The sequence below is a fragment of the Brenneria sp. L3-3C-1 genome (assembly GCF_016456245.1).
In the GTDB taxonomy this organism is placed as follows: domain Bacteria; phylum Pseudomonadota; class Gammaproteobacteria; order Enterobacterales; family Enterobacteriaceae; genus Brenneria.
The window spans coordinates 967,897-993,874 of sequence record NZ_JAEMHF010000001.1 but is presented as its reverse complement, the minus strand read 5'-3'; the positions used below and the strand labels follow the sequence as shown (position 1 = coordinate 993,874).

Genomic DNA, 25,978 nt, shown 5'->3' with positions numbered 1-25,978 from the left:
TTGCGGCAGATATCGAATTTAACCTACTCGAACCCTATGTAATATAAGGATATTATTATTTTACCCTTTATTAACCATTGGTTCACAATTTAGGGGGTCATTTTGACATTACCAAGTAAAAAAATCGTGATTGTCGGCGGGGGAGCCGGTGGACTTGAACTGGCGACCAGTCTGGGCCACACGTTAGGCCGTAAGAAGAAAGCGGAAGTGACGCTGGTGGATCGTAACCATAGCCATCTGTGGAAACCGCTGCTGCATGAAGTTGCGACCGGATCGCTGGATGATGATATGGATGCGTTGAGCTATCTGGCCCATGCGCGTAATCACTATTTCCAGTTCCAGCTCGGAATGCTGACGGATATCGATCGCCAACAGAAGACGATTCAACTGGCGGAAATCTGTGACGAGCAGGGCGACGTGCTGGTGAGCGCCCGTAAAATTCCCTATGACATTCTGGTGATTGCGTTAGGCAGTACCTCGAACGACTTCGGCACGCCGGGCGTAAAAGATCACTGTATCTTCCTGGATAACCCGAAACAGGCGCGGCGTTTCCATAATGAAATGCTGAATCTGTTCCTGAAATTCACGGCCAGAACGGATGAGAAAGACCGGGTTAATATCGCCATCGTCGGCGGCGGAGCGACGGGCGTTGAACTGTCGGCCGAGCTGCATAATGCGGTGAAACAACTGCATAGCTATGGTTTTAATGGTCTGGATAAAGAAACGCTGAATGTCACGCTGGTGGAAGCCGGCGAGCGTATTTTGCCCGCTTTGCCGCCGCGCATTTCCGCGGCCGCCCATCAGGAACTGACCAATATCGGCGTCCGGGTGTTAACCAAAACGATGGTGACCAGCGCCGAAGCGGGTGGGCTGAATACCAAAGACGGCGAGTTTATCGACGCCGATCTGATGGTCTGGGCCGCCGGGATTAAAGCGCCGGACGCCATGAAAGAGATCGCCGGTCTGGAAACCAACCGCATCAATCAACTGGTAGTGGAACCAACCTTACAGACTACCCGCGATCCCGATATTTTCGCCATTGGCGACTGTGCCTCCTGTCCGCAAGAGGGCGGCGGGTTTGTGCCGCCGCGGGCGCAGGCGGCTCACCAGATGGCGTCGCGCTGCCATGCCAATATCGTCGCGTTGCTTAACGGTCATACGCTAAAACCCTACGTTTATAAAGATCACGGTTCGCTGGTTTCGCTGTCTAAATTCAGTACGGTCGGCAGCCTGATGGGGAACCTGATGCGCGGCTCGGTGATGGTGGAAGGGCGCATCGCCCGCTTCGTCTATATCTCGCTGTATCGCATGCACCAGGTTGCGCTGCACGGCTATGTTAAAACCGGTCTGATGATGTTGGTGGGCGGTATTAACCGGGTTATTCGTCCCCGCCTTAAATTGCATTGATGCTGTCGTTCTCCGCCGCCTGCCTGCCGCAGGCGGTATTATTCCGCACTGCCAGACAGGCCTTTCGGTAGTATAAAATATTGCCGATTAGCTCTCCCTGTTAAGATAATTCTCAAATAAAGACTTTTTATCATCGAAATAACATATTTGGTTAATTAGTCTTATTGCGGCGCTCAGCAACATTGTGCAGACTTTTCACCGTTTACAGACGGCGTAGTACGCACGTCGCACATCCTGAATGCCGGGGTATTCAGGAAAAAATCACCGGATCCAAGGTATTTGATGTGAATCTTCATCAATGCGGTATCGCAGGTGGGAATGCGTGAGAATATATTCGGGAGGTATCCTGTGAACAAGTCAATGTTAGCGGGTGTGGGTATCGGTGTGGCCGCCGCGTTGGGTGTGGCGGCGGTAGCGAGTATGGATGTTTTTTCATCTAAGCCGCAGTTTGCGCAGGTGCTTACAGCAACACCAATCAAAGAAACGGTCAAGACGCCTCGCCAGGAGTGCCGCAACGTCACGGTTACGCATCGGCGCCCGGTTCAGGATGAACATAAAATCGCAGGTTCAGTGTTGGGCGCGGTGGCGGGCGGCGTGCTGGGTCACCAGATTGGCGGCGGTCGCGGCAAAGATGTAGCGACGGTGGCCGGCGCGTTAGCGGGGGGGTATGCCGGCAACAAAGTACAGGGCAGCATGCAGGATAATGATACTTACACGACGACGCAGCAGCGCTGTCAGACCGTGTATGACAAATCGCAAAAAGTATTGGGTTATGACGTCACCTATAAAATTGGCGATCAACAGGGGAAAATTCGTATGGACCGCGATCCCGGCACACAGATCCCGGTAGACAAAAAGGGTCAGCTGATTCTTAACCAGCAGACCTGATGCTCGTCAGTCCGAGCGAGCGCTCTTTTTTACGCTGCGCAGATAGCGCCATTCTCTGAGCAGCGTTTTTCTTCCGTCACTCCTCCGCTTGCCTTCTCTTTTCCCACTCGCCTGTCTCCCGGTGAAATAAAAGAATCTTTATATAATGCAGTAAATTGCGCTGACGAAAAACATAATTACCGAGTTTTTTAGGGTTCTTGTTAACAAAAGAAAAAACAATTAGCAACAAATAAATCAGACCCTGTATTATCCGCTCCGGATGTGCCTGCATCTATATAGTGATAAAAAAATACAATAATGGGGAATGAGTAAACTTATATGTCACACAGCCTTTCAATCAAAAATCTTTCCGTGTCAAAAAAACTTTCTCTTGGTTTCGGCTTATTGCTGGCGGTGGCGCTGGGGTTATCGCTGGTTGGTCTTTGGGGACTGCATAACAGCGGACAATCCACGCAGCGGCTGGATCGGCTGAGTTTGCTTTACGACGGAAGCGTCGCCGCCCGTGACGCCAACTTTATGTATGCGCTGGATAACAATCCGCAACACATCGAAAGGCATATGCAATCCCTTGATAATATTGTTAAAACTTTGCGATTGTTACAGGCGGAAATTGCCTCCGGCGACTGGCCGGCGGAAGACCTTGAGCTGGTAAAACAGCTGAATACCCATGTGGATGACTACCTGGTCAGCTATCAGGACACGAAAGCCACGGCCGTCAGCAAAGACGATCTGTTAATGCTTAACGGACTTCTCGGCGCAATTCAGGAAGATATCAACAAGGTGTATTACAAGGAAGGGGAGCGTGTCGCCCAAAATATTTCTTCCGGGAATTACCGATTGCTGATCATTACGCTGGCCGCCATTGCGCTCGGGGTATTGGCGGCGGTTGTGCTGTCCGGACAGATTGTCCGCCCGCTCGGGGAGGCGGTTCAGGCCGCCCGCGCCATTGCGGCCGGCAATCTGACCGTGGCGTTGCACAGTGAACGTCGTGATGAGCTGGGACAACTGATCGGCGCGATGTCGGAGATGAGCGATAATCTGCACGGTATGATCGATAATATTCGCCGCAGTGCTGAGCAAGTATTCAACGCCTCGGGGCAGATTCTGGCCGGCAATACGGATTTGGCGGCGCGAACCGAAGAGCAGGCGTCAGCCATTGAAGAAACCGCCGCCAGTATGGAACAGCTCACTGGCACGGTGAAGAAGAATGCCGACAATGCTCAGATCGCCAATAAACTGTCCGACCAGGCGGCGCAGACGGCCAAAAAAGGCGGCGAACAGGTCGGCGGTATCGTCGCAACCATGGGCGACATTGAACGGGGATCCCGGCGTATCGGTGAAATCACCTCGGTAATCAACAGCATCGCCTTTCAGACCAATATTCTGGCCCTTAATGCGGCGGTGGAAGCGGCGCGTGCCGGCGAATCCGGGCGCGGGTTTGCCGTGGTGGCCGGCGAGGTTCGCAATCTTGCTCAGCGTAGCGCGCAGGCCGCCAAGGAGATCGAAGGGTTGATTGGCGAGTCCGTTATTCAGATCAGCAGCGGCGCCACACAGGCGGAAAATGGCGGGCAGACGGTGCAGAATATTGTGCAGTCGGTTACACAGGTGAACGATCTTATGGGTGAGATTAGTATTGCTTCCGACGAGCAAAGTAAAGGCATCCATCAGGTCGCGCTGGCGATTGGCGAAATGGAGCAATCTACCCAGCAGAATGCCGCACTGGTCGAAGAATCGGCCGCAGCCGCGGCCTCGCTTGAAGAGCAGGCGCGGCAGTTAATGCAGTCCGTTGCCAGTTTCCAACTCAAACAGGGCCGTTCGGTCGCCTCATCCGACAGAGTATTGCCGGTTGCCGCGGCGCCCCGGCTGTCGGTGCCGCGGCTGACGACAGCCCCCGCCGCCCGGCCGTCGAACGATAACTGGGAAACCTTTTAAGACACGCCCATCTCGTCCTATCGACGGTCGTCCCGCCCGGTATTCATCGGGCGGGAGTCAGGCGCTCAAGGCGTGGTGTCACGTAAGCGCAGTAACCTGCTTTCCGTGCGTTACAGGATATGATCGTTGGGGGCTTTAAACAGCGCTTTCATATCATCCGACATGGCAAAATTCATATTGATATTTTTGGGTGGGATCGGCTGGGTAAACCAGCGCTGATACCATTTTTCCGCCTCACCCGTGGTTTGCGCCTGCTCGATAGTTTCATCCATCAGCTTTTTAAAGGCGGGATCGTTTTTACGCAACATGCAGCCATAGGCTTCATGAGACTGCGGGGTTCCCACGATTTCCCATTGGTCGGGTTTCTTCGCCTTGGCGCGTTCACCGGCCAGCAACGGATCGTCCATGTAGAAGGCAACGGCCCGTCCGCTTTCCAGCGTACGGAATGCATCGCTGTGATCTTTGGACGAAATGATACGCATCTTCATGCTGTTTTTATCATTCAACTGGTTGAGTAGAATTTCGTTGGTGGTGCCGGCGGTCGTCGTGACCGGTTTTCCTGACAGATCCTGAAAATCGTTGATGCCGCTGTCTTTTTTAACCAATAATTTCCCCCCGACAATAAAGATGGAGTTGGAGAACGCCACCTGTTTCTGACGTTCCGCATTGTTGGTGGTGGAGCCGCATTCAAAATCAATGGTGCCGTTTTGCAGCAGCGGGATACGCGTCTGTGAGGTGATAGGCAGCATTTTCACCGTCAGATTGGGCTGATTAAGCTGTTTTTTCACCGCTTCGACAATCGCATTGGCATATTCCTGCGAGTATCCGACGACTTTCTGCTGGTTATCATAGTAGGAAAAGGGCACGGAGGATTCACGATGGCCGACGACGATGGTGCCGGTATCCTGAATCTTCTTAAGCGTGTCGGTTTGAACCGCTCCGGTTTCGGCGTTCGCAGCCTGGGCGGCGTTGCCGACGACTCCGAACAGAACCAGCGATACCAGCGTTTGTATTTTCATTGCGTTCTCCGTTGTGATGTCTGAGCGCTTGCCTATACGTGTGGCGAGCGCGGTAAGGCTTGTTGGCAGGGGCGAGTGCCCGCGGTAAAACGACATCGAATAGGCAGGATCGCCTGCTTAGGGTGCCGGGTATAAAGCAATATTAGTGCCATATGTGGACTCTGGACAGGCGACAAATCATCTCCCGGGCTATGGCGCGCGGGAAATGGGCACGGAGTCTTAATAACGCGCAGGCATAATCGCGGCAGGTTGATGGATAGAGCAGAGCTGAATGATGCGATGCACTATCGGGGGGCGGTGCGGTGCACCGCTTGCGAATACACAGGCTGCCGGGGGCCGCGGCAGGATAACCTCATCCGGCATTGGGACGTTAATCGCGAAATAGAATCTCCGCCCAACGGGCCAGGCCGGCAGTGACGGAGCCAAAATCGTTTCCACTGGCGATAGGAATACCCGGCAACTGGCGTTCAATTGCCTGGCGCAGCAGCGGGGAACGGGCGCTACCGCCGGTCAGATAGATGACATCCGGCCGGGTTTGGCTGGTCTTCAGCGCTTGTTCGATCTGCTGCTGAATGCGCAGCAACGGCTGGGCTATCGCCGCGTTCAATTCGCTATGGTCGATGATGGTCGTCAGGCCCGGTTCGACAAAGTGCAGGTCGGCGTTTGTCTGTTCTGCGTCGGATAAGGTGATTTTGCTCTCTTCCGCCAGCTGTACCAGGCGATAGCCCAGCCGCTGACGCCAGACGCTAAGCAGGCGTCTTACTGCATCGGGTCGTTGTGCATCGCGTATCATTTCATCGATCAGGGTACGACACGCCGCACTGTAAAAGTCTTTCTGCGCCGGAATATCGTTGATCGCCACCGCATTCCACCAGGGCAGGCTGGGCAGGGGGATGCCTTTTTCCGTCTCGCCGTTCATACCCAGCATGGGCATCAATTTCCTGAAGGCCAGCATGATATCCAGATCGTTACCGCCTACCCGGCAGCCGCTGTGCCCTAACAAACTTTGTTGACGCTCTCGTTGATGGCGCCAGTCAGGGCCCATCAACAGCATTGAGCAGTCGGTGGTTCCTCCGCCGATATCCACTACCAGCACACGGGTTTCACTGCTGAGCGTAGCTTCAAAATCCAATCCGGCGGCGACCGGTTCAAACTGAAACATCACCTGTTGGAAACCTGCGCGCTGCGCGGCGCGATCCAGAATGCCCTGGGCTTGCTGGTTGGCTTCTTCGCCGCCAATACTCTGGAAGTTGATCGGCCGGCCGATCACCGCCTGTGTGATGGATTGCCCAAGCTGTTGCTCGGCCTGCCGGCGTATGTGCAGCATCATGGCGCAGACCAGATCCTCAAACAGCGCGATCTGCTGAGGCTTGAGGCCGACAGCGCCAAGAAACGATTTGGGGGACTTAACGAACCAGGTCTCTTCAGGATCGACGATATAGTGAGCTAACGCGGCGCGTCCGAATTTCACGCTGTCCGACTGCACACGAATATCTTCGTCGCGGTTAACGCTGATGGCGCGCCGCAGCAACTGGGCGTTTTCTCCCGTGGCCTCTACCTGATGGCAGCGCCATAGCCACTCGCTGACCGCTTCGCGCGCCGGGGCACAGAGCAGTGAGGATAGATAAGGGGACTTGTTTTCCAGCGGCACCAGTTGCGGTGTACCGGCATTCATTACCGCCACGGAACAGTTGGCCGTGCCATAGTCAAAACCTATAAACATCCTGAATTACCCATGTCATAAAAAAACGTCTGGAACGTTTTTCAACGTTGCGCAGCAACGGCCCATAGGGTGACGGGCAGGACGCCCGTCATAAAAAAACGTCTGGAACGTTTTTCAACGTTGCGCAGCAACGGCCCGTCATAAAAAAGGGTGGGGACTTTACTGCGTTAATCCCGTGGTTGTAAAGGGGGAAGAACGACATACGCCGGTTGCCGGCGTTATGCCCTTCCGGTGTAAGGAAGGGCGAGGCGGTTTCGATAGCTCAGGCGGCCAGCGTATGCTGGGACATATTGGTTAACAGTGAATGGATAAACTCAATGCGCTGCGGCCGGGCGCTTAAATCGGTAATGAATTTCAGGCGCGTCGGGCCGTCTAATCGGTAAATGCCCGGGTTATTCTGAAGCAGCCCGATAAGATGGGTCGGATCGACGCGGTTTTGCTCGCTGAATTCGATAAACCCGCCTTTTTCATGGCCTTCAATGCGTTTTATCCCCAGCGACTGGGCCTGTTGACGCAGCGCGGCAATCTGTAACAGATGTCGGGTGGCGTCCGGCAGCAGGCCGAAACGATCGATAAGCTCGACTTTGAGTTCATCCAGCTCATGCGGTTGTTTGGCGCTGGCGATGCGTTTGTAAAAGGACAGCCGGGTATTGACGTCAGGGATAAAGTCTTCCGGCAGCAGGGCGGGTAACCGCAGTTCAACGTCCGTCTGGCTGCTGATCAGGTCTTCCAGCGACGGTTCACGACCGGCCTTCAGCGCTTCAACGGCGCTTTCCAGCAACTCCATATACAGCGAGAAGCCCACGCTGGTCATCTGACCGCTTTGGTCTTCACCCAACAGTTCGCCCGCCCCGCGAATTTCCAGATCGTGGGTGGCGAGCGCAAAGCCCGCGCCCAAATCTTCCAGCGAGGCGATTGCTTCCAGACGCTTGTGCGCATCGGTGCTCATCGCCTTGGGATTCGGCGTCAGCAGATAGGCATAGGCCTGATGATGCGAGCGCCCGACGCGGCCGCGTAGCTGGTGCAACTGCGCCAGCCCGAAGTGGTCGGCCCGTTCAATGATAATGGTATTGGCGCTGGGAATATCGATGCCGGTCTCAATGATGGTGGTGCAAACCAGTACGTTGAACCGCTGGTGATGAAAATCATTCATCACCCGTTCCAGATCGCGTTCACGCATCTGGCCGTGGCCGATGGTGATGCGCGCTTCCGGCACCAGTTCAGCCAGTCGCTGGGTGGCCTTTTCGATGTTTTCCACATCGTTGTAGAGATAATAAACCTGACCGCCGCGCAGAATTTCACGCAGGATGGCCTCGCGCACCACCAGATTGTCGTATTCCCGCACAAAGGTCTTCACCGCCAGCCGACGCGCCGGCGGGGTGGCGATAATCGACAGATCGCGCATTCCGCTCATCGCCATATTCAACGTGCGGGGGATCGGCGTGGCGGTCAGCGTAAGAATATCCACGTTGGCGCGCATCGCTTTAATCCGCTCTTTATGGCGCACGCCGAAGCGGTGCTCTTCATCCACAATCAGCAATCCCAGATCGTGCCAGTGGACATCGTTCTGCAACAGTTTATGGGTGCCGATCAGAATGTCGACTTTGCCTTGCCGCGTTTCTTCCAGGATCTGCGTTTGTTCGCGTGCGCTGCGAAACCGGGAGATCATTTCGATTTTAACCGGCCAGTTGGCAAAACGATCGCGGAAGTTATCGTAGTGTTGCTGCGCCAGCAGGGTGGTCGGCACCAACACCGCCACTTGTTTATGGTTTTCCACGGCCAGGAACGCGGCGCGCATTGCGACTTCGGTTTTACCAAAGCCCACATCGCCGCACACCAGACGATCCATCGCCAGCGGCTGGCACATGTCGCTCAGCACGGCATTAATGGCCTGCGCCTGGTCGGGCGTGGTTTCAAAGGGAAAACTTTCGCAGAAAAGCTGATACTGCCCTTTGTCATGCTTAAAGGCAAAACCGCTTTTGGCGGCGCGTTGCGCGTAGACATCCAATAATTCGGCGGCGACGTCGCGTACTTTTTCGGCCGCTCTCTGTCGCGCGCGCGACCAGGCCTCGCCGCCGAGTTTGTGCAGCGGCGCGCTTTCGTCTGCGCCGCCGGCATAACGGCTGATCAAATGCAACGAGGATACCGGTACGTAAAGTTTATCTTCGCCGGCATAGGTCAGAATCAGATATTCGGCTTTAATGCCGCCCGCTTCCAGCGTGGTTAATCCGGCATAGCGTCCCACGCCGTGTTCAAGATGCACCACCGGCTGCCCAGGCCGAAGCTCCGCCAGGTTACGAATCAACGTCTCGGTATTGATGGCCCGCCGGTTATCCTGCCGCCGGCGACTGACCCGCTCACCCAGCAGATCGCTTTCGCAAATCAGCGCCCGCTGGCGGAGGGTATCGATAAAACCGTGCTCGCTGGCGCCGATGATCAGATTGGCGCCGCGTTTTTTGGCCTGATCCAGATGGTTAATCGGCGTGGGATTGAGCTTGATTCGCGCCAGCAACTCTTGCAGGGTTTCGCGCCGGCCTTCACTTTCGACGGAAAAGATGATCTGCCCGTCAAATTGCTCGATAAAGCGGCGCAGCGTGTCCAGCGGCGCTTTTTGCTGGTGCTGAATGGCCAGATCCGGCAACGGCAGATAGCCAAGATTCACATTGGCGGCTTTTTCCGGCAGGGTGTCGGTGCGCAATTGCACCCGCGGCCAGGCTTTTAGCTCGGAAAACAGGCCGTCAACCCGCAGCCATAACGATTCCGGCGGCAGAAGCGGGCGCATGGGATCGACGCGACGGCTTTCAAAGCGCTGCTGAACATCCTGCCAGAAACGTTCGGCGCTCTGTTCGATATCGCCGGTATTCACCACCAGCGTATTGTCGGGGAAGTAGCTGAACAGCGAAGGCAGCGGCTGATTAAAAAACAGCGGTTGCCAGTATTCAATACCGGCGGGCCAGGCGCTTTTGCTCACCTGCTGATAGATGTGCTCCGCATCGCGGCGCACGTCAAATTGTTCCCGCCACTGGCTGCGAAACAATTCGATGGCGGTTTTATCGGTTGGAAATTCATGCGCGGGCAGCAGATTGATGTGCGGCACTTCATTTAATGTCCGCTGCGTATCGACATCAAACAGCCGCAGGCTATCGATTTCATCATCAAAGAAATCAATTCGGTACGGCTCCTCGCTGCCCATCGGGAACAGATCCAGCAACGCGCCGCGGGTGGCGAACTCCCCGTGCTCCATCACCTGATCGACGCTGCGGTAGCCCGCCTGTTCCAGCTGCGAACGCAGTTTGTCGCGCGATAGGCGCTGGCCTTTTTTCAGCATCAGCGCATGACCGTGCAGGAAATTATGCGGGCATACCCGCTGCATCAGGGTGTTGACCGGCAGGATCAAGACGCCCCGATCCAGCGACGGCAACTGATACAGGGTGGAAAGCCGACTGGAAATAATTTCCTGATGGGGAGAAAAGCCGTCGTAAGGCAGCGTTTCCCAATCAGGCAAGCTGGTGACGGGTTGTTCGGTAAATTGTTGAATTTCATCGCGCAGACGCAAGGCGTTCTGCATATCAGGGGCGATAAGCACGACCAGTCCGCGATGGCGGTCAATGATCTCTGCACATTCTACGGCGCAGGCGGCGCCGGTTAATTGCCCCAGCAGGCGTTGCTCACCCGATTTGAGCGGCAACGGATAACGATATTTTTCAGGCATAATCTGATTATCAGGTCTCGACCCCGGTGTCCGCTAAGAAAAAGCCGGAGAGTGAGGGTGTTAGGGTTCCATAAAGCGGTGCTACCCTTTATTATCCTTGATCACTTTGCTTTGGCAACCTCATCCAGACGGATTTCATGTATCAACCTGTCGCATTATTCATTGGCCTGCGTTATATGCGCGGCCGAGCATCGGACCGCTTCGGGCGGTTTGTCTCCTGGTTATCGGCCATTGGCATCACCCTGGGGGTGATGGCGCTGGTAACCGTACTGTCGGTTATGAATGGTTTTGAGCGTGAACTGGAGAACAATATCCTGGGGCTGATGCCGCAGGCGTTGATCACCACGCCCCAAGGCTCGCTTGACCCACAGGCCCAGCCAGCCTCGAACCTGGATGCGTTGCGGGGGATTAACCGCGCGGCGCCCTTAACCACCGGGGAGGTGGTGCTGCAAAGCGCCCGCAGCGTCGCCGTGGGCGTAATGCTGGGCGTCAACCCGGATGAAGCGGAACCTTTATCGCGCTATCTGGTGAACGTAAGGCAACAGCAGCTACAGCCGGGAGGCTATCAGGTTATTCTCGGCGATCAACTGGCGTCTCAACTGGGCGTAAAACGCGGCGAACAACTGCGTCTGATGGTGCCCAGCGCCAGCCAGCTCACCCCAATGGGGCGTATCCCCAGCCAGCGGTTATTCACCGTCGCCGGAACCTTTGCCGCCAACAGCGAGGTTGATGGCTACCAACTGCTGGTCAATCAGCAGGATGCCTCACGGCTGATGCGCTATCCGGCCGGCAATATTACCGGCTGGCGCCTGTGGCTCGATCAACCGCTGGCGGTCGATACGCTGAGCCGCCAGACGTTGCCGGACGGGCTGGTGTGGAAAGACTGGCGTGAGCGCAAGGGGGAGTTATTCCAGGCGGTGAGGATGGAGAAAAACATGATGGGGCTGCTGCTGAGTCTGATTATCGCCGTCGCCGCGTTCAATATTATTACCTCGCTGGGTTTGCTGGTGATGGAAAAACAGGGCGAGGTGGCTATTCTGCAAACGCAAGGATTGACCCAGCGTCAGATTATGACGGTGTTTATGGTGCAGGGAGGCAGCGCCGGGATCGTCGGGGCGTTACTCGGCGCGCTGCTGGGGGCGCTGTTGGCCAGCCAGCTAAATACGCTGATGCCGATGTTGGGATTATTGCTTGACGGCGCGGCGTTGCCGGTGGCGATAGAACCGCTACAGGTCGTCACCATCGCGCTGACCGCGATGGTCATTGCTCTTCTCTCCACGCTGTATCCGTCATGGCGCGCCGCCGCCGTTCAACCCGCTGAGGCTTTACGTTATGAATGATTTACTGTTGTTGCAGTGCAATAACCTGTGCAAACGCTATCAGGAAGGCAAGCTGTCGACGGATGTCCTGCGCGATGTGACCTTTGAAATGCGCAGCGGGGAGATGATGGCGATTGTCGGCAGTTCCGGCTCGGGGAAAAGCACCTTATTGCATCTGTTGGGCGGGCTGGACTCGCCCACCTCCGGTGAGGTGATTTTTAAAGGGCAGCAGATGAGTAAGCTGTCGGCGGCGGACAAATCGGCGCTGCGTAACCGCGAGCTGGGTTTTATTTACCAGTTTCACCACCTGTTGCCGGATTTCACCGCGCTGGAAAATGTGGCTATGCCTTTGTTGATCGGTCATGTGCCGGCGTCGCAGGCGCAAGACAAAGCCCGTGAGATGCTGGCGGCGGTTGGGTTGGAAAATCGCAGCCATCACCGTTCGGCGGAGCTGTCGGGCGGCGAACGTCAGCGCGTCGCCATTGCCAGAGCGCTGGTGAACAGTCCGTCGCTGGTATTGGCGGACGAGCCGACCGGCAACCTCGACCAGCGTACCGCGGATACGATTTTTGAACTGCTGGGCGAATTGAATGTGCGGCAGGGGACGGCGTTTCTGGTGGTGACCCATGATTTACAACTGGCCGGCCGCCTGAGCCGTCAGTTGGAAATGCGTGACGGTCAGTTGCAGCAGGAACTGACGCTAACGGGAGTCGGGCAATGACGTTTCCTCCGCTTTCCCTGTTGATTGGCCTGCGTTTCAGCCGGGGCCGGCGGCGCGGCGGCATGGTTTCGCTGATTTCGGTTATTTCGACGATCGGGATTGCATTGGGCGTGGCGGTGCTGATCGTGGGCTTAAGCGCGATGAACGGTTTCGAGCGTGAGCTGAACAACCGTATTCTGGCCGTGGTTCCCCACGGTGAAATAGAACCGGTCAATCAACCCTTTGCCGGCTGGCAGGCGCTGTTGCCCAAAATCGAACGGGTGCCGGGCGTGGCGGCGGCGGCGCCCTATATCAATTTTACCGGTTTGCTGGAAAACGGCGCCAACCTGCGCGCCATTCAGATGAAAGGCGTTGACCCGCAGCAGGAGAGCCGGCTCAGCGCATTACCCCGTTTTGTGATCAACGATGCCTGGCCGCGCTTTCGCGCCGGCGAACAGCAGGTGATTATCGGTCAGGGCGTGGCAAACGCGCTGAACGTCAATGAAGGCGATTGGGTGACGGTGATGATCCCCAATAATGACCCGGAAATGAAGCTGATGCAGCCAAAGCGTATCCGGTTGCACGTCAGCGGGATTCTGCAACTCAGCGGTCAGCTCGATCACAGTCTGGCGCTGGTGCCGCTGGCCGACGCGCAGCACTATCTGGATATGGGGGAGAGCGTCACGGGGATCGCCATTAAAGCCACGGATGTTTTCAGCGCCAATAAACTGGTGCGCGATGCGGGCGAGGTCACCAACGCCCATGTCTATATCCGCAGTTGGATCGGCACCTATGGCTATATGTACCGTGATATCCAGATGGTGCGAACCATTATGTATCTGGCGATGGTGCTGGTGATTGGGGTGGCGTGTTTTAATATTGTTTCCACGCTGGTGATGGCGGTTAAAGATAAGAGCGGCGATATTGCCGTGTTGCGTACCCTGGGAGCAACGGACGGGTTGATCCGCGCTATATTTGTCTGGTATGGCTTGCTGGCCGGACTGTTGGGCAGCGTGATCGGCGTGATTGCGGGGGTGATCGCCACGCTACAGTTGACCAATATTATTCGCGGTATCGAATCAATAACCGGTCATCGTTTCCTATCCGGCGATATCTATTTTATTGATTTCCTGCCGTCAGAGTTACAAGCGGTCGATGTTATCAGCGTTTTGGCGACGGCACTGGCGTTGAGCCTGATCGCCAGTTGGTATCCGGCGCGGCGCGCCAGCCGGATTGATCCCGCGCGGGTATTGAGCGGGCAGTAACCTTGTACATCCACACTCACAGCCGTGCGGCGTGGAAATGTGTCATCAACCATTTAAGGGGCGGTCATGTATTACGGTTTTGACATGGGCGGCACGAAAATCGAGCTGGGCGTATTTGATGCCGGGCTAAATATGGTTTGGCAAAAGCGCCTTCCCACGCCTCGCAACAGCTATGAAACGCTGCTGAATACGCTGGTCGACATGACCAAAGAAGCCGATGCGCAGGTAGGCATGGAAGGCAAGGTCGGCATTGGCGTGCCGGGTATGCAAACCGGCGACAACGGCGCCCTGTTTACCGCCAATTTGCCGGCGACCATGGGGCGGCCGCTGGGCGCGGATCTGGGGCAGTTATTACAGCGCGAGATCCGTATTAATAACGACGCCAACTGTTTTGCCCTGTCTGAAGCCTGGAATGAGGAATTTCGCGCTTACCCGGTCGTATTGGGCGTGATCCTCGGTACGGGCGTCGGCGGCGGATTGGTGGTGAACGGACGTCCGGTGGACGGGCGAAACGGCATTGCCGGGGAGCTGGGGCATTTCCGTTTGCCGTCCGACGCGCTGGCGATCCTCGGCGAGGATATTCCGCGGGTTAAATGCGGCTGCGGGCAGTCCGGGTGTATTGAAAACTATATTTCAGGCCGCGGATTTGAATGGCTGTATGCGCATTTTTATCAACAGACGTTGCCGGCGGTGACCATCATCCGGCACTATCGCGCGGGCGATAACAATGCGCTGGCGTTCGTCGATCGGTTTATGGATTTACTGGCGGCCTGTTTAGGCAATCTGTTGACGCTTCTCGATCCCCATCTGCTGGTGCTGGGAGGCGGGTTATCGAATTTCGACGAAATTTATCAGATATTACCGACGCGTTTGCCGGCGCGATTATTACCGATTGCCAAACTTCCACGCATAGAAAAAGCGCGTTATGGCGATGCGGGCGGCATTCGCGGCGCGGCATTGCTACACTTAATGGATCAATAGCAGGAGCAGATATGCAAACGCATCAACGGTTAGGACGTTTTCATAAAGGGAAACGAATGCGTCAGCAGCGTCTGCGTGCACGTATTTTCCACCGAGATTATCTGGCGGCGACCGAAGTGAAAAAGCCAAGAGTAGTGGTGTTGACCGGCGCGGGGGTTTCCGCGGAATCAGGCATCCGTACCTTTCGGGCGGCCGACGGTCTGTGGGAAGAGCATCGGGTTGAGGATGTCGCCACCCCCGAGGGATTTCATCGCAACCCCGAGCTGGTGCAGGCATTTTATAACGCCCGCCGCCGCCAGTTACAGCAGCCCGACATCGTGCCCAATGCGGCTCATCTGGCGCTGGCTAATCTGGAAGCATTGCTGGGGGATAACTTTTTACTCATCACGCAGAATATCGATAATTTGCATGAGCGGGCCGGCAGCGAGCGGATTATCCATATGCACGGCGAGTTACTGAAGGTGCGCTGTTGTCAGAGCGGGCAGATTTTCGACTGGACGGGGGATCTCTCCGCCGAGGAGCGATGCCACTGCTGTCAGTTCCCGGCGCCTTTACGTCCGCATATCGTGTGGTTCGGTGAAATGCCGCTTCAGATGGATAAAATTTCTCAGGCATTGGCGCAGGCGGATTATTTCATCGCCATCGGCACGTCCGGGCACGTATATCCTGCCGCCGGGTTTGTGCATGAAGCGCATGCGCATGGCGCCTATACGCTGGAACTGAATCTTGAACCCAGCCTGGTGGAGAGCCAGTTTGACGAAAAAATTTACGGCCCGGCCAGTACCGTGGTGCCCGAGTTTGTCAGCGCCTGGTTGACGCGTCGGAAAACGATCGTGTTCTGATGATTCGTCTAGCCTGCCGCTTATTCGATTAGCGAATAAGCTTTATTGTCTTCGCTTAAACGATCTGGTTCGGTAGCTTCCTGGCGAACCAGATCGTTGACTTTCGTCATCAATCCCGCACGCTCGGCGAGGTGGTTTTTTCCTCCCGCGGCAAGGCGTAATTCTCGCATTCGTTGACCTGGTCAAACGCAAAGGTTGCCGAGTGGTTGAAGAAACAGAACTCGCACTCGCGGCAGCGTGCGTGCGTGTCCGTCTCCGCGGGGGGGATATCTCGGGGAGAGCCCACCCGCTGGACAAAATTCCGCAAACTCGTCAACATCGCCATACCCTCACTGAAGCCTGCCGTGGATCACCACCAACCGAAATGAATGAGAGCTATTCTCATAGGATTAAGCGTAGTCGATATCCGGATAATCAGGGAATGACAATCCAATGCGAAAGCGACGGATAAAATCGGTTACCATAGCGCAGGCGTCTGTCGGGACAGGCGCTTTTCCTTTGTCGCGGATGGACTATGCAGCCATTGAATCCGGGGTATACCCAGTTAAAACGACAGCAGCGCACTGACGATCGTCGGCGATTAATCCTGCTGTTTCTTCTGACATTATTTACGCTGACGATCGGCCTGTGCGCCGGCGACCGCTGGATTTGGCCGTTATACTGGCTGGATGACGCACAGCGCATCTTTATCTGGCAGTTGCGCTTGCCCAGAACGTTGGCCGTGATGCTGGTGGGCGCGAGTCTGGCGATGTCCGGCGCGGTGATGCAGGCGATATTCGATAACCCGCTGGCGGAACCGGGATTACTGGGCGTCGCCAACGGCGCGGGGGTGGCGCTGGTGCTTACCGTCCTGCTGGGACAAGGTATGCTGCCGATATGGGTATTAAGCCTCAGCGCTATCGCCGGTGCGCTGCTGATCACCTTTCTGCTGCTGCGTTTTGCCCGTAGACAAGTATCCAATGCCCGTCTGCTGCTGATTGGCGTTTCGCTGGGAATTATCTGTAGCGCGATGATGACCTGGGCGGTCTACTTCAGCACCAGTCTGGATTTGCGGCAGCTAATGTACTGGATGATGGGCGGGTTCAGCGGGATCGACTGGCGGCAGGGCTGGCTGATGCTGGCGCTGCTGCCCTTGATCCTATGGCTGAGCCGCCGGGGGACGGTGCTGAACGGGCTGGCGCTGGGTGAGATACAGGCGCGCCAACTGGGGGTATCGGTTTACTATTGGCGCAACGTGCTGGTGCTGGTTATCGGCGCGCTGGTCGGCGTGAGCGTGGCGCTGGCGGGGGTGATTGGGTTCGTCGGATTAATTATTCCGCATATGTTGCGGCTGTGCGGGTTAACCGATCAGCGTTATTTATTAACCGGCTGCGCGCTGGCCGGCGGTTCGATTCTTATGCTGGCCGACACCGTGGCGCGGGTGGCGCTGGTTTCCGCCGAGTTGCCGATTGGCGTCGTTACCGCTACGCTGGGAGCGCCATGGTTTATCTGGTTGTTGTTACGTAACAGGATTTAGCTCACCGCACAGCCAGCAATGGCCGACGGCCCCTATCTGACAGAATAAAAAGGATTAAGACGATGAGTAATGAAATCTACGCCATTCCACTGAAAACCATTGACGGACAACAGACGACGCTTGAATCCTATCAGGGCAAGGTGGCGTTAATTGTCAATGTGGCTTCAAAGTGCGGCTTGACCAAGCAATACGACGCATTGGAGAAAATCTACGAAACCTATCGTGACCAGGGATTTGTCGTGCTGGGGTTTCCATCGAATGAATTTGCCGGACAGGAGCCGGGTAGCGATGAAGAAATTCAGGCGTTTTGCCGGACGACATTTGGCGTTCAGTTTCCGATGTTCAGCAAAATCGACGTTAACGGCGCCGGACGACATCCGCTGTACCAGCTATTGATCCGCGAACAGCCTAAAGCGACCAACTCGTTGCTGAGCGGGTTTTACGCTCGCTTAGTCAATAAAGGCCGCAAGCCGGCGAATCCGGAAGATATCCTCTGGAACTTTGAAAAATTCCTGATCGCCCGCGATGGCAGCGTAATTCAGCGTTTTGCCCCGGATCTGGCCCCCGACGACGCGACGATTACCGATGCCATTGAAGCGGCGCTGGCAAAGTAATTGGCTGCGCAATCCACGCCCTTGCTGCAACTGAGGCAGGCCGGCGTTTCCTCCCGCCTGTCTCCGGTTGATGTCGAGTGCCGCGCGGGTCAACTGCTGCATATTATTGGCCCGAACGGCGCAGGGAAAAGCACCTTGCTTGCCCGAGTCGCGGGCATGCTGGCCGGCGAGGGGAGCGTTTATCTGTGCGGTAAGTCGCTGTCGGACTGGTCCGCGCCGGATCTGGCGCTGCGGCGGGCCTATCTCGCCCAGCAACAGCCTCCGTCATCGATGATGCCGGTGTTTCAATATTTGCGTTTGCACCAGCCTCCCACGGCCGATGAGGCGGTTGTCGATGAGGCGGTGGGTTTTCTGGCCGCCCGCCTGATGCTGACGGATAAACTGACGCGTTCGTTAACCCGGCTTTCCGGCGGCGAGTGGCAGCGCGTCAGGCTGGTCGCCGCGCTATTGCAGATTTGGCCGGCGGCGAATCCTAACGGACGGCTGCTGCTGCTGGATGAACCCGCCAACAGTCTGGATGTCGCGCAGCAGGCCGCGTTGGACGAACTGCTGCATATGCTGCGTCAGGCGGGGCTAAGCGTGATTGTCTGCGCCCACGATCTAAACCACAGTTTGCACCATGCCGACAGCATCTGGCTGATGTCCGCCGGACGACTGGTCGCGCAGGGCGACGCCACTGAGGTAATGACGCCGGAAACGCTGTCGCCGGTGTTTGGCGTCGATTTCCAGCGCCTTATGGTGGATGGCCGCTTCTGGGTGATAGCGGGTCGCGCCTGAGCGAAAATCAGCAGAAACCGGCTTTACTTGCCAGTTATGCCCTTTCAACGCTAAATTAAATAGAAATATCATTCTGATAGATAACCTCTGCCGAGCGCAGGCGCGATCCGGCAGATTTCTCAGGTAACAAGCATGATACGTTTACGACTCTGGCTGGTATTGGCAAGCCTGATCATGGCGGGATGCAGCAGCCACAACAACCCGCCGCCCAATGCGCGCCTGAGTGATTCGATCATGGTGGTGGCGGAGCTTCACGATCAGCTTAGTCAATGGTATCGCACCCCTTATCGCTACGGCGGATTAGATCGAAACGGTATTGACTGTTCCGGTTTTGTTTATTTGACGTTCCGCGATCGGTTCGGCTTGCAGTTGCCGCGTACCACCGAGGATCAAACCGAATTGGGTGAACGGGTGGATCGCGACAACCTGTTGCCCGGCGATCTGGTGTTTTTCAAAACCGGCAGCGGCGGCAACGGGCTGCATGTCGGCATCTATGATAAAGACGATCAGTTTATCCATGCCTCCACCAGCCAGGGCGTTATTCGATCGTCACTGGAAAATGTCTATTGGAAGCGGGCATACTGGCAAGCGCGGCGTATCTGATGGTTTTTATTATTTAGCTCGTTGGCATGGTGGCGCAGTGATACAGGAATATATTGCTATTCTATTTTTTATCAGGGCAATCACAGTATTTTCCAATTATAAACATCACGACAACGGCTATTGATAAGTGGATTATTTTTTCACTTCAGGGCGCATATCCAACGAAAAGTAGATACAAAATAATAAAAAAATAGGCTTAATGAAAAAATGCAAGTTGATAAAATATAAGTCCAACTATCTTCTTGATAACGTCAAGTATGACTTTTTCGCCGTTCATCTATTTTATTAATCAGAGCGTCGATTTCAGGGCAGGCGTGATGCCTATCAGCGGTGGTGAAGGGCGGCAAATGGAAGCGCGGCCGGCGAACCGGCGCCGTTAACAAACAGAAACTTTAGTTTGAAATCTGCCCTCGGTGTGAAAGATGCATTTTTTAGTCTATAAATTAGAGAGTATTTTTATAGGCTATAACGGCTTTATGCGTATTCGTCTGGAAGTGGATTATGTAAATGATTATGTTTTCTGGCCTATGTATAGCCTGGAAGGCAGGCTATTGGCGGTAGAAATGATCAGCCGATTTAATAGCCTGTCGGGGAACCTGAGTATACCGCCAGATATTCTGATTAATATGCTGAAAAAATCGCAAAAACATGATTTTGTTAAAGAACAACTCGGTTTTATAAAAAACAGCGCCGACTGGTTTACGCAGAACAACACGTTGCTGGTGCTAAAGGTTGACCATGAAATAGCCGATTTCCTGGTAGGTTCGAAAAGCGTGTGCGACGAGATTAAAACCATGCCGTTCATTCAGTTAGAGATTAATGAGCTATTCCCGAATTTATCTCGGGGTAAAAGAGATGCCCGCCTTTTAAAACTGAGTGAATGGTTTGATCTGTGGCTGGATAATTTTGGTTCGGGGAAAATTAATCTGCAACCGCTGCATGATGGGCTGCTTAATACGGTGAAAATGGATCCGAATTTTGTCGGGCATTTATTATCCCGATCGGCGAATACCTTGATCATGGAACCGTTATTGCGAGTCATTAAAAACCATTATCAAGGGGTAAGAATTATCGCCAAAGGTATCGACACGCCTGAGTATCTCAACAAGGCCAGACTGCTGGATATCGACGCGGTGCAGGGAAATCTTTGGCCGGCGGTTCACTTTGATGAACTAAAAACGCAGGCTGATTTTTTCTCATAAGCCCTTTTTTTCGTTCGCGAATTTCTTTTCAATTCGGCTTAGTTTGCCAGCCGGTGCGCTGGATAAATAATAACCACAGACTTACTCCGTGTTAATTCCCGGCTTACCGCTCTACACTTTCCGGTAAAGGGAGAGAACATGCCGCAGACACTATCGTTCGTTAATCACTATTTTCAACAGCTGCCGGGGTTTTATACCGCACTGCATCCTACGCCGCTTCAGGGCGCGCGTCTGCTGTATCACAGTACCGGACTGGCGGATGAGCTCGGGCTATCGCCTGAGTGGTTTACCCGCGAGCATGAAGCGGTCTGGCGCGGCGAACGATTATTGCCCGGCATGGCGCCGCTGGCGCAGGTTTACAGCGGTCATCAGTTTGGCATGTGGGCCGGGCAACTGGGCGACGGACGCGGTATTCTGCTGGGTGAACAGCAACTGGCGGACGGCCGCAGCATGGACTGGCACCTGAAAGGCGCCGGCCTGACCCCGTATTCCCGGATGGGAGACGGCCGTGCGGTATTGCGCTCGGTTATCCGTGAGTTTCTGGCTTCTGAAGCGATGCATCATCTGGGCATTCCGACGACACGCGCCCTAACCATTGTCACCAGCGATCAAACCATACAGCGCGAGCGGGAAGAACCGGGAGCGATGCTGCTGCGGATGGCGGAGAGCCATGTACGCTTCGGCCACTTTGAACATTTCTATTATCGTCGCGAAGGCGAAAAAGTCCGTCAACTGGCGGATTTCGTTATCGCCCGCCACTGGCCGCAGTGGCAGGATGACGGCCAGCGCTATGCCTTATGGTTCGGTGACGTGGTGGAGCGCACCGCGCGACTGATGGCGCAGTGGCAGGCGGTCGGTTTTGCCCATGGCGTGATGAATACCGATAATATGTCGATTCTCGGTTTGACCATCGATTATGGCCCTTACGGGTTTTTGGATGACTATCAGCCGGATTATATCTGCAACCACTCCGACCATCAGGGACGCTATGCTTTCGATAATCAACCCGCGGTTGGTTTATGGAATCTGCATCGCCTGGCGCAGTCGCTATCGGGGCTGATGAGCGCCGACGAGCTGGAAACGGCGTTGGCCCGTTATGAACCGGCGCTGATGCAGAAATATGGCGAACTGATGCGCGCGAAACTCGGGCTGTTCAGCGCGCAGGCGACGGATAACGCTATTCTTCAGGGTTTACTGCGTCTGATGCAGCAGGAACGAAGCGACTATACCCGTACTTTTCGCCTGTTGGCGCAGAGCGAGCAGCACAGCGCGCAGTCGCCGTTGCGCGATGAGTTTATCGATCGTCCCGCTTTCGACCACTGGTTTAGCGGTTATCGCCAGCGGCTGATGCAGGAAGAGCGGGGCGACGCCGAACGCCAGCGGCGAATGAAAGCGGCCAACCCGAGGTTTATTCTGCGCAACTATCTGGCGCAGAACGCGATTGCGCAGGCGGAAAAAGACGATATCAGCGTGCTGACCCGATTACACCAGGCGCTGTGTCAACCCTATGAGGATCGTCCTGAGATGGACGACCTGGCGGCATTACCGCCAGAGTGGGGCAAACATCTTGAGATATCCTGTTCCAGTTGAATCCGGCTACTGGCGCAGGTAAACCTGTGGGATCGGGTATTCGGGGTGCGGGCTGACGTTCAGGTCGGCCTGATACCAGCGGGTCAGGATCTCTGCTTGCAGCACCTGAGCCGGCGTGCCTTGCGCCACCAGTTTGCCGTCGTGCAGCAGTAAAATCCGATCGGCATAGAGGGCGGCGAGATTGAGATCGTGCAGTACGCAGCATACCGCCAGCGGCTGCTGTTGGGTCAACTGCTTCAACAGCCGCAGCAGGTGCTGCTGATGATAGAGATCCAGCGCCGACGTCGGTTCATCCTGAAACAGCCAGCCCAGCGTCGGCTGCGGGTGCCAGAGCTGAGCCAGTACCCGCGCCAGCTGCACGCGCTGCTGTTCGCCGCCGGAGAGCTGGCGGTAATCGCGATTGGCTAACGTTAAGCAGCCGGTTTGCTCCATTACCCGGCGGATGACCTCATCATTCCGCCGATCGCGGCTATAGGGTGAACGCCCCATAGCGACCACCTCCTGTACGCTGAATGCGAAGGCCATGCCGCTGTGCTGGCGCATCACCGCACGGGTTTTCGCCAGCGCGGTAGGGTTCCACTGTGCAAATGGCTTACCGGCTAACCGGCATTCGCCCCGATCGGGCGTCAGATAGCCGGTCAATAAGCGCAGCAGCGTGGATTTACCTGCGCCATTCGGCCCGATAATGGCCACGATCTCACCGCAGTTGATTTCCAGCGAAATATCGTCAGTCAGGCATCGTCCGGCGGTGTGGAAATGGAGATTACGCGCCACCAGCGCGTTATCCGGAACGAGGTTATTCATTGCCGCGTCCTTTATGCTGCACGATCAGCCATAAGAAGTAAGGCCCGCCAATCAGGCTGGTTAACAGCCCGACGGGCATTTCCGCCGGCGATAACACCGTGCGGGCCAGCGTATCCGCCACCACCAGCAGGCAGGCGCCGCCGAGTATCGAACCGGGAATAAGCCAGCGGTGATCGGCGCCCAGATGCAAGCGTATCAGATGCGGAATAACCAGCCCGATAAAGCCGATAACGCCGCTGACCGCGACGGCGACGCCCACCAGCAGCGAGCTTAATAGCAACAGCGTGTACTTGGTTCGTTTAACGTTAACCCCAAGATAATGCGCTTCTTCATCGCCCAGCTGTAGCAGGTTTAAGCGGCGGGTATGAAACAGGGTTATCACGATGGCGGGAAGCGCCAGCGTGGCCGCCACCAACAGCATCGGCCACTGCGCCTGTCCCAAACTTCCCATGCCCCACAGCGAAAGTTGGCGCAGTTGCTGGTCGTTACTGATATAGGTCAGCACGCCGACCGCCGCGCCGCACAGAGCGTTAAGCGCAATCCCCGCCAGCAACAGCCGGGTCAATCCGCCTTGTTCGCTGCGGCTAAGGATGAAAATGATGGCGGTAATCGTCAGGCTGCCGGCAAAAGCCGCGAACATCGGGCTGTAAAGCGCCAACAGCGGCGGAAGGCTGAGCGGCAGAATAATGCTCAACGCCATGGCAAGCGCCGCGCCGCCGCTGATCCCCAGCAGACCGGGATCGGCCAGCGGATTGCGGAATAATCCCTGCATGATGGCGCCTGAACAGGCTAACGCGCCGCCGACCAACACGGCCAGCAACACCCGGGGAAGACGAATATTCAGCCAGATATGCCATAGCGGGTCGTCAAGCGGCGTCTGCCACAGTGTCTTGAACGACAGGGCGAGCGCGCCCATATTCGCCGCGCACACCACCAGTATCAGCATTAGCGCCAGCAAACCCGCCAGTAAATAGCGGGGATTGAACCGTTGCGTCATTGTATTTTTTCTGCGACCTGGCGCAGCGTCGCCATCAGCGCCGGCGTCTCCAGCGTAAAGCCGAGCATGGCCATGTCGTCAACGACCAGCAGCCGACGCGCTTTACCTGCCGGCGTCAGCGCCAGGCCCGGTAATTTCCATATCTGTTCTTCGCCGCCCAAGCTTTTTAACCCCTGGCTGGAGATCAGCACCAAATCCGGCGCGCTGGCTACCACGCCTTCCTGCGATAAGGGCTGATAACGTTCGATGCCCTGCATGGCGTTGGTTAACCCAACGCGCCGGATGATGGTATCGGCAGGGGTATTCTGTCCGGCGGCCATGGCGGTCATGCCGCCGTGGCTGAGAACAAAGAGCGCCTTAACCGGCAGAGGCGTTTGGGCGACGTTGGCGATTTGTTGTTGATAAGCCTCGGTCAGCTTCTTGCCTTCGGCCTCTTTATGCAGGGCCTGGGAAATCACGCTGATTTTTTGCGGCACCGTTTCCACCGCCGGTTTGGCCGGAACGTGAATCACTTTGGTTCCGCTGTCCGCCACCTGCTTTAATACCAGAGACGGTTGGGCCAGTTCGCTGGCAATGACCAGTGAGGGTTTCATGGCCAGGATGCCTTCGGCGTTGAGCTGACGCATGTAGCCAACGTCGGGTAACGCCGTGGCGGCGTCAGGATGCAGGCTGGTGCTGTCTCTGGCGACCAGATCTTTTTCGGCGCCGAGCGCATAGATGATTTCCGTCACATCGCCGCCAATGGACACAATGCGTTCCTCGGCTGAAACGCTGAACGGCAGCGCCATCAATAACGGTATTAACCAGTTTTTCATGCGGCAAGATCCTTAAGCGGTTTCAGCGCGCCGATCTGCTCGCGCCACTGCTGTTGTTCAGGCGTGCCTTCGGTACGCTGCCCAAATAACTGCGCAATCTGCGTACCGTCCGCGGCGTATAATTCCAGACTGGTCACGATGCCGTCGGCGGTCGGTTTGCGGGTAATCCAGCTCTCGGCAATCGAATTTTCAATCAAATGCAGCGTGAAATCCTGATTGAAAATGTTGATCCATTCGGCATGCTGCTCCATGCGTTCCACGCGTTCGATTTTACCGGTAAAAATCTGCACGCAGCCACGGTTGCCAACAAATACCATGATTTCATTCTGCTCTTCTCTGGCGGCGAACAGGATCTGTGATAATGCGCCGTTATCAACCTGATAAGCCAGGTCGTCGCTGACGGCGCGAAAAGCCTGTTGGCGGGTCAGATTATAGCGTTTTAGCAGAATGAAGAATTGGTGTACATCGGTCATCGCCCGCCATTCCGCTTCAAATTGCGGGTTAGGCTCCGCCGATGGCGTGACGGCGGGGTTGGCGGGAAGAACGTCAATTGCCAGCGCCGGATTTTCAGCGCTGACAAATTTCTCGATGAACTGCTGCCAGGCCGGCATATCGGTTGTGTCGGTCGTATAGACTTTAAGGATGGCGTCGCCCTGGCGATCAAAAAACTGAATGCTGTGACGCTCTCCGCGCGGCGTGACTTCCCGCAGCGCGAAAGCCGACGCCCATTGGTGCAGAAACAGGCGCAGATCCAGCTCGCGCGGATTAAGGATCAGGCCGGCGTGACCGTCAAGATGCTGATTTCGATAGTAGCCGACATGTTCATGTACGGCGTAGTGGTTACGCGTAATCGATTTGGTATTCCCCACCTGCTCCAGCGCGCCGAGCCAGGCTTTGGCATCGCCCTGTAGACGCTGAGCATCGTGCCCGACGCGGGCGTGAGTTAATTCCGCCTCGCTGATGCCGAGCTGGGCCGCCAGATCGCGGGCATATTTACGTGGGTGCGCAATCTTGGCTTGCAGGTATTGTTGGTAAATCGACGTCTGCATTCTTACTTCCTTATCTTTGGTATTAATCACAGCATAGCCGGAAATGAATGAGAATCATTTTCATGTAACAAAAAAGTTACATCAAGTGAAGTTTTCTTAATCCGCCGGGAATGAATGATAACCACAGGATCGGAGGGGAAGGCCGGACGGTTAGGGAGAGATGCGCACGCGCCGGTAGTGAAAAGCAAGCCCCTCTCTGATCAATCGACCGTGACCAGAGAGG

General features: G+C 55.8%; 22 protein-coding genes. 14 read left to right on the top strand and 8 right to left on the bottom strand.

Going from position 1 to position 25,978, the window contains the following annotated elements; genetic code table 11:
• The first annotated feature begins 102 nt into the window (after positions 1–102).
• From JG725_RS04385 to JG725_RS04375, 3 genes are all read left to right on the top strand, one after another.
• Complete coding sequence (locus tag JG725_RS04385; RefSeq protein WP_172289233.1) at positions 103–1,407, top strand: NAD(P)/FAD-dependent oxidoreductase; 1,305 nt, start codon at positions 103–105, stop codon at positions 1,405–1,407.
• Positions 1,408–1,755: 348 nt separating this feature from the next.
• Entirely contained in the window at positions 1,756–2,295 is a 540-nt protein-coding gene (locus JG725_RS04380; RefSeq protein ID WP_199376785.1) for a glycine zipper 2TM domain-containing protein, read from the top strand.
• Positions 2,296–2,613: 318 nt separating this feature from the next.
• Positions 2,614–4,227: a methyl-accepting chemotaxis protein gene (locus tag JG725_RS04375; protein WP_199376784.1), complete on the top strand. Its 1,614-nt coding sequence runs from the start codon at positions 2,614–2,616 to the stop codon at positions 4,225–4,227.
• A 110-nt stretch (positions 4,228–4,337) separates the two neighbouring features.
• On the opposite strand, the gene JG725_RS04370 is transcribed toward JG725_RS04375, so the two are convergent.
• The 3 genes from JG725_RS04370 to mfd all read right to left on the bottom strand — a co-directional run bounded on the left by JG725_RS04370 (position 4,338) and on the right by mfd (position 10,681).
• The gene (locus JG725_RS04370) at positions 4,338–5,246 is read right to left on the bottom strand and encodes a glutamate/aspartate ABC transporter substrate-binding protein (RefSeq protein WP_199376782.1); all 909 of its coding nucleotides are present in this window, start codon (positions 5,244–5,246) and stop codon (positions 4,338–4,340) included.
• Positions 5,247–5,616: 370 nt separating this feature from the next.
• Complete coding sequence (gene yegD / locus JG725_RS04365) at positions 5,617–6,969, bottom strand: molecular chaperone (protein WP_199376780.1); 1,353 nt, start codon at positions 6,967–6,969, stop codon at positions 5,617–5,619.
• A gap of 262 nt (positions 6,970–7,231) precedes the next feature.
• Positions 7,232–10,681: a transcription-repair coupling factor gene (gene mfd, locus JG725_RS04360; protein ID WP_199376778.1), complete on the bottom strand. Its 3,450-nt coding sequence runs from the start codon at positions 10,679–10,681 to the stop codon at positions 7,232–7,234.
• 137 nt (positions 10,682–10,818) lie between these two features.
• Here mfd and lolC point away from each other — a divergent pair, with 137 nt between their 5' ends.
• The 5 genes from lolC (at position 10,819) to cobB (ending at position 15,788) form a co-directional block, all read left to right on the top strand.
• The gene (lolC, locus tag JG725_RS04355) at positions 10,819–12,021 is read left to right on the top strand and encodes a lipoprotein-releasing ABC transporter permease subunit LolC (RefSeq protein WP_172289239.1); all 1,203 of its coding nucleotides are present in this window, start codon (positions 10,819–10,821) and stop codon (positions 12,019–12,021) included.
• Positions 12,014–12,721, top strand: coding sequence for a lipoprotein-releasing ABC transporter ATP-binding protein LolD (gene lolD / locus JG725_RS04350; RefSeq protein ID WP_199376776.1), 708 nt, complete (start codon positions 12,014–12,016; stop codon positions 12,719–12,721). Before lolC ends, lolD begins: the two co-directional genes overlap by 8 nt.
• Positions 12,718–13,965, top strand: a complete 1,248-nt coding sequence (lolE, locus tag JG725_RS04345) for a lipoprotein-releasing ABC transporter permease subunit LolE (RefSeq protein WP_199376774.1) — start codon at positions 12,718–12,720, stop codon at positions 13,963–13,965. Before lolD ends, lolE begins: the two co-directional genes overlap by 4 nt.
• A gap of 66 nt (positions 13,966–14,031) precedes the next feature.
• Complete coding sequence (nagK, locus tag JG725_RS04340) at positions 14,032–14,946, top strand: N-acetylglucosamine kinase (protein ID WP_199376772.1); 915 nt, start codon at positions 14,032–14,034, stop codon at positions 14,944–14,946.
• 11 nt (positions 14,947–14,957) lie between these two features.
• Positions 14,958–15,788 (top strand): Sir2 family NAD+-dependent deacetylase, encoded by an 831-nt coding sequence (cobB, locus tag JG725_RS04335; protein ID WP_172289243.1) that lies wholly within the window; start codon positions 14,958–14,960, stop codon positions 15,786–15,788.
• Between the two features lie 20 nt (positions 15,789–15,808).
• On the opposite strand, the gene JG725_RS04330 is transcribed toward cobB, so the two are convergent.
• A complete protein-coding gene (locus JG725_RS04330; protein WP_172289244.1) occupies positions 15,809–15,958 on the bottom strand; it encodes a hypothetical protein in 150 nt (49 codons plus the stop codon).
• A gap of 344 nt (positions 15,959–16,302) precedes the next feature.
• Between JG725_RS04330 and btuC the strand changes: the two genes are divergently transcribed.
• The 6 genes from btuC to JG725_RS04300 all read left to right on the top strand — a co-directional run bounded on the left by btuC (position 16,303) and on the right by JG725_RS04300 (position 22,090).
• Positions 16,303–17,304: a vitamin B12 ABC transporter permease BtuC gene (gene btuC / locus JG725_RS04325; RefSeq protein ID WP_199376770.1), complete on the top strand. Its 1,002-nt coding sequence runs from the start codon at positions 16,303–16,305 to the stop codon at positions 17,302–17,304.
• 62 nt (positions 17,305–17,366) lie between these two features.
• Positions 17,367–17,918, top strand: a complete 552-nt coding sequence (locus tag JG725_RS04320) for a glutathione peroxidase (protein ID WP_199376769.1) — start codon at positions 17,367–17,369, stop codon at positions 17,916–17,918.
• Positions 17,919–18,695, top strand: a complete 777-nt coding sequence (btuD, locus tag JG725_RS04315) for a vitamin B12 ABC transporter ATP-binding protein BtuD (RefSeq protein ID WP_199376767.1) — start codon at positions 17,919–17,921, stop codon at positions 18,693–18,695.
• A gap of 132 nt (positions 18,696–18,827) precedes the next feature.
• Complete coding sequence (locus tag JG725_RS04310; RefSeq protein WP_172289247.1) at positions 18,828–19,298, top strand: C40 family peptidase; 471 nt, start codon at positions 18,828–18,830, stop codon at positions 19,296–19,298.
• A gap of 422 nt (positions 19,299–19,720) precedes the next feature.
• Complete coding sequence (locus JG725_RS04305; RefSeq protein ID WP_330527462.1) at positions 19,721–20,500, top strand: EAL domain-containing protein; 780 nt, start codon at positions 19,721–19,723, stop codon at positions 20,498–20,500.
• 138 nt (positions 20,501–20,638) lie between these two features.
• On the top strand, positions 20,639–22,090 hold the full coding sequence (locus tag JG725_RS04300; RefSeq protein WP_199376764.1) for a YdiU family protein: 1,452 nt from the start codon (positions 20,639–20,641) through the stop codon (positions 22,088–22,090).
• 6 nt (positions 22,091–22,096) lie between these two features.
• Here the strand turns inward: JG725_RS04300 and JG725_RS04295 are convergent, their stop codons facing one another.
• Genes JG725_RS04295 through JG725_RS04280 form a run of 4 tightly spaced genes read right to left on the bottom strand, consistent with a single transcriptional unit; the run spans position 22,097 to position 25,755 of the window.
• A complete protein-coding gene (locus tag JG725_RS04295) occupies positions 22,097–22,894 on the bottom strand; it encodes a heme ABC transporter ATP-binding protein (protein WP_199376762.1) in 798 nt (265 codons plus the stop codon).
• Positions 22,887–23,891 carry an iron ABC transporter permease gene (locus JG725_RS04290; protein WP_199376760.1) on the bottom strand — a complete coding sequence of 335 codons (1,005 nt, stop codon included), beginning with the start codon at positions 23,889–23,891 and terminating at the stop codon, positions 22,887–22,889. The genes JG725_RS04295 and JG725_RS04290 overlap by 8 nt, the downstream gene beginning before the upstream one ends.
• On the bottom strand, positions 23,888–24,706 hold the full coding sequence (locus JG725_RS04285) for a hemin ABC transporter substrate-binding protein (RefSeq protein WP_172289251.1): 819 nt from the start codon (positions 24,704–24,706) through the stop codon (positions 23,888–23,890). Before JG725_RS04285 ends, JG725_RS04290 begins: the two co-directional genes overlap by 4 nt.
• Positions 24,703–25,755, bottom strand: coding sequence for a hemin-degrading factor (locus JG725_RS04280; protein WP_199376758.1), 1,053 nt, complete (start codon positions 25,753–25,755; stop codon positions 24,703–24,705). The genes JG725_RS04285 and JG725_RS04280 overlap by 4 nt, the downstream gene beginning before the upstream one ends.
• Positions 25,756–25,978 lie beyond the last annotated feature (223 nt).

What these genes read in the sequence shown, in the direction of transcription:
- JG725_RS04320 (WP_199376769.1), top strand. Translation starts at nt 17,367, where the DNA reads ATGAGTAATGAAATCTACGCCATTCCACTGAAAACCATTGACGGACAA.
- JG725_RS04370 (WP_199376782.1), bottom strand. Translation starts at nt 5,246, where the DNA reads ATGAAAATACAAACGCTGGTATCGCTGGTTCTGTTCGGAGTCGTCGGC.
- yegD (WP_199376780.1), bottom strand. Translation starts at nt 6,969, where the DNA reads ATGTTTATAGGTTTTGACTATGGCACGGCCAACTGTTCCGTGGCGGTA.
- JG725_RS04310 (WP_172289247.1), top strand. Translation starts at nt 18,828, where the DNA reads ATGATACGTTTACGACTCTGGCTGGTATTGGCAAGCCTGATCATGGCG.
- mfd (WP_199376778.1), bottom strand. Translation starts at nt 10,681, where the DNA reads ATGCCTGAAAAATATCGTTATCCGTTGCCGCTCAAATCGGGTGAGCAA.
- nagK (WP_199376772.1), top strand. Translation starts at nt 14,032, where the DNA reads ATGTATTACGGTTTTGACATGGGCGGCACGAAAATCGAGCTGGGCGTA.
- JG725_RS04285 (WP_172289251.1), bottom strand. Translation starts at nt 24,706, where the DNA reads ATGAAAAACTGGTTAATACCGTTATTGATGGCGCTGCCGTTCAGCGTT.
- lolC (WP_172289239.1), top strand. Translation starts at nt 10,819, where the DNA reads ATGTATCAACCTGTCGCATTATTCATTGGCCTGCGTTATATGCGCGGC.
- JG725_RS04290 (WP_199376760.1), bottom strand. Translation starts at nt 23,891, where the DNA reads ATGACGCAACGGTTCAATCCCCGCTATTTACTGGCGGGTTTGCTGGCG.
- JG725_RS04330 (WP_172289244.1), bottom strand. Translation starts at nt 15,958, where the DNA reads ATGCGAGAATTACGCCTTGCCGCGGGAGGAAAAAACCACCTCGCCGAG.
- JG725_RS04295 (WP_199376762.1), bottom strand. Translation starts at nt 22,894, where the DNA reads ATGAATAACCTCGTTCCGGATAACGCGCTGGTGGCGCGTAATCTCCAT.
- JG725_RS04280 (WP_199376758.1), bottom strand. Translation starts at nt 25,755, where the DNA reads ATGCAGACGTCGATTTACCAACAATACCTGCAAGCCAAGATTGCGCAC.
- JG725_RS04300 (WP_199376764.1), top strand. Translation starts at nt 20,639, where the DNA reads ATGCCGCAGACACTATCGTTCGTTAATCACTATTTTCAACAGCTGCCG.
- JG725_RS04375 (WP_199376784.1), top strand. Translation starts at nt 2,614, where the DNA reads ATGTCACACAGCCTTTCAATCAAAAATCTTTCCGTGTCAAAAAAACTT.
- lolE (WP_199376774.1), top strand. Translation starts at nt 12,718, where the DNA reads ATGACGTTTCCTCCGCTTTCCCTGTTGATTGGCCTGCGTTTCAGCCGG.
- btuC (WP_199376770.1), top strand. Translation starts at nt 16,303, where the DNA reads ATGCAGCCATTGAATCCGGGGTATACCCAGTTAAAACGACAGCAGCGC.
- cobB (WP_172289243.1), top strand. Translation starts at nt 14,958, where the DNA reads ATGCAAACGCATCAACGGTTAGGACGTTTTCATAAAGGGAAACGAATG.
- JG725_RS04305 (WP_330527462.1), top strand. Translation starts at nt 19,721, where the DNA reads ATGCATTTTTTAGTCTATAAATTAGAGAGTATTTTTATAGGCTATAAC.
- lolD (WP_199376776.1), top strand. Translation starts at nt 12,014, where the DNA reads ATGAATGATTTACTGTTGTTGCAGTGCAATAACCTGTGCAAACGCTAT.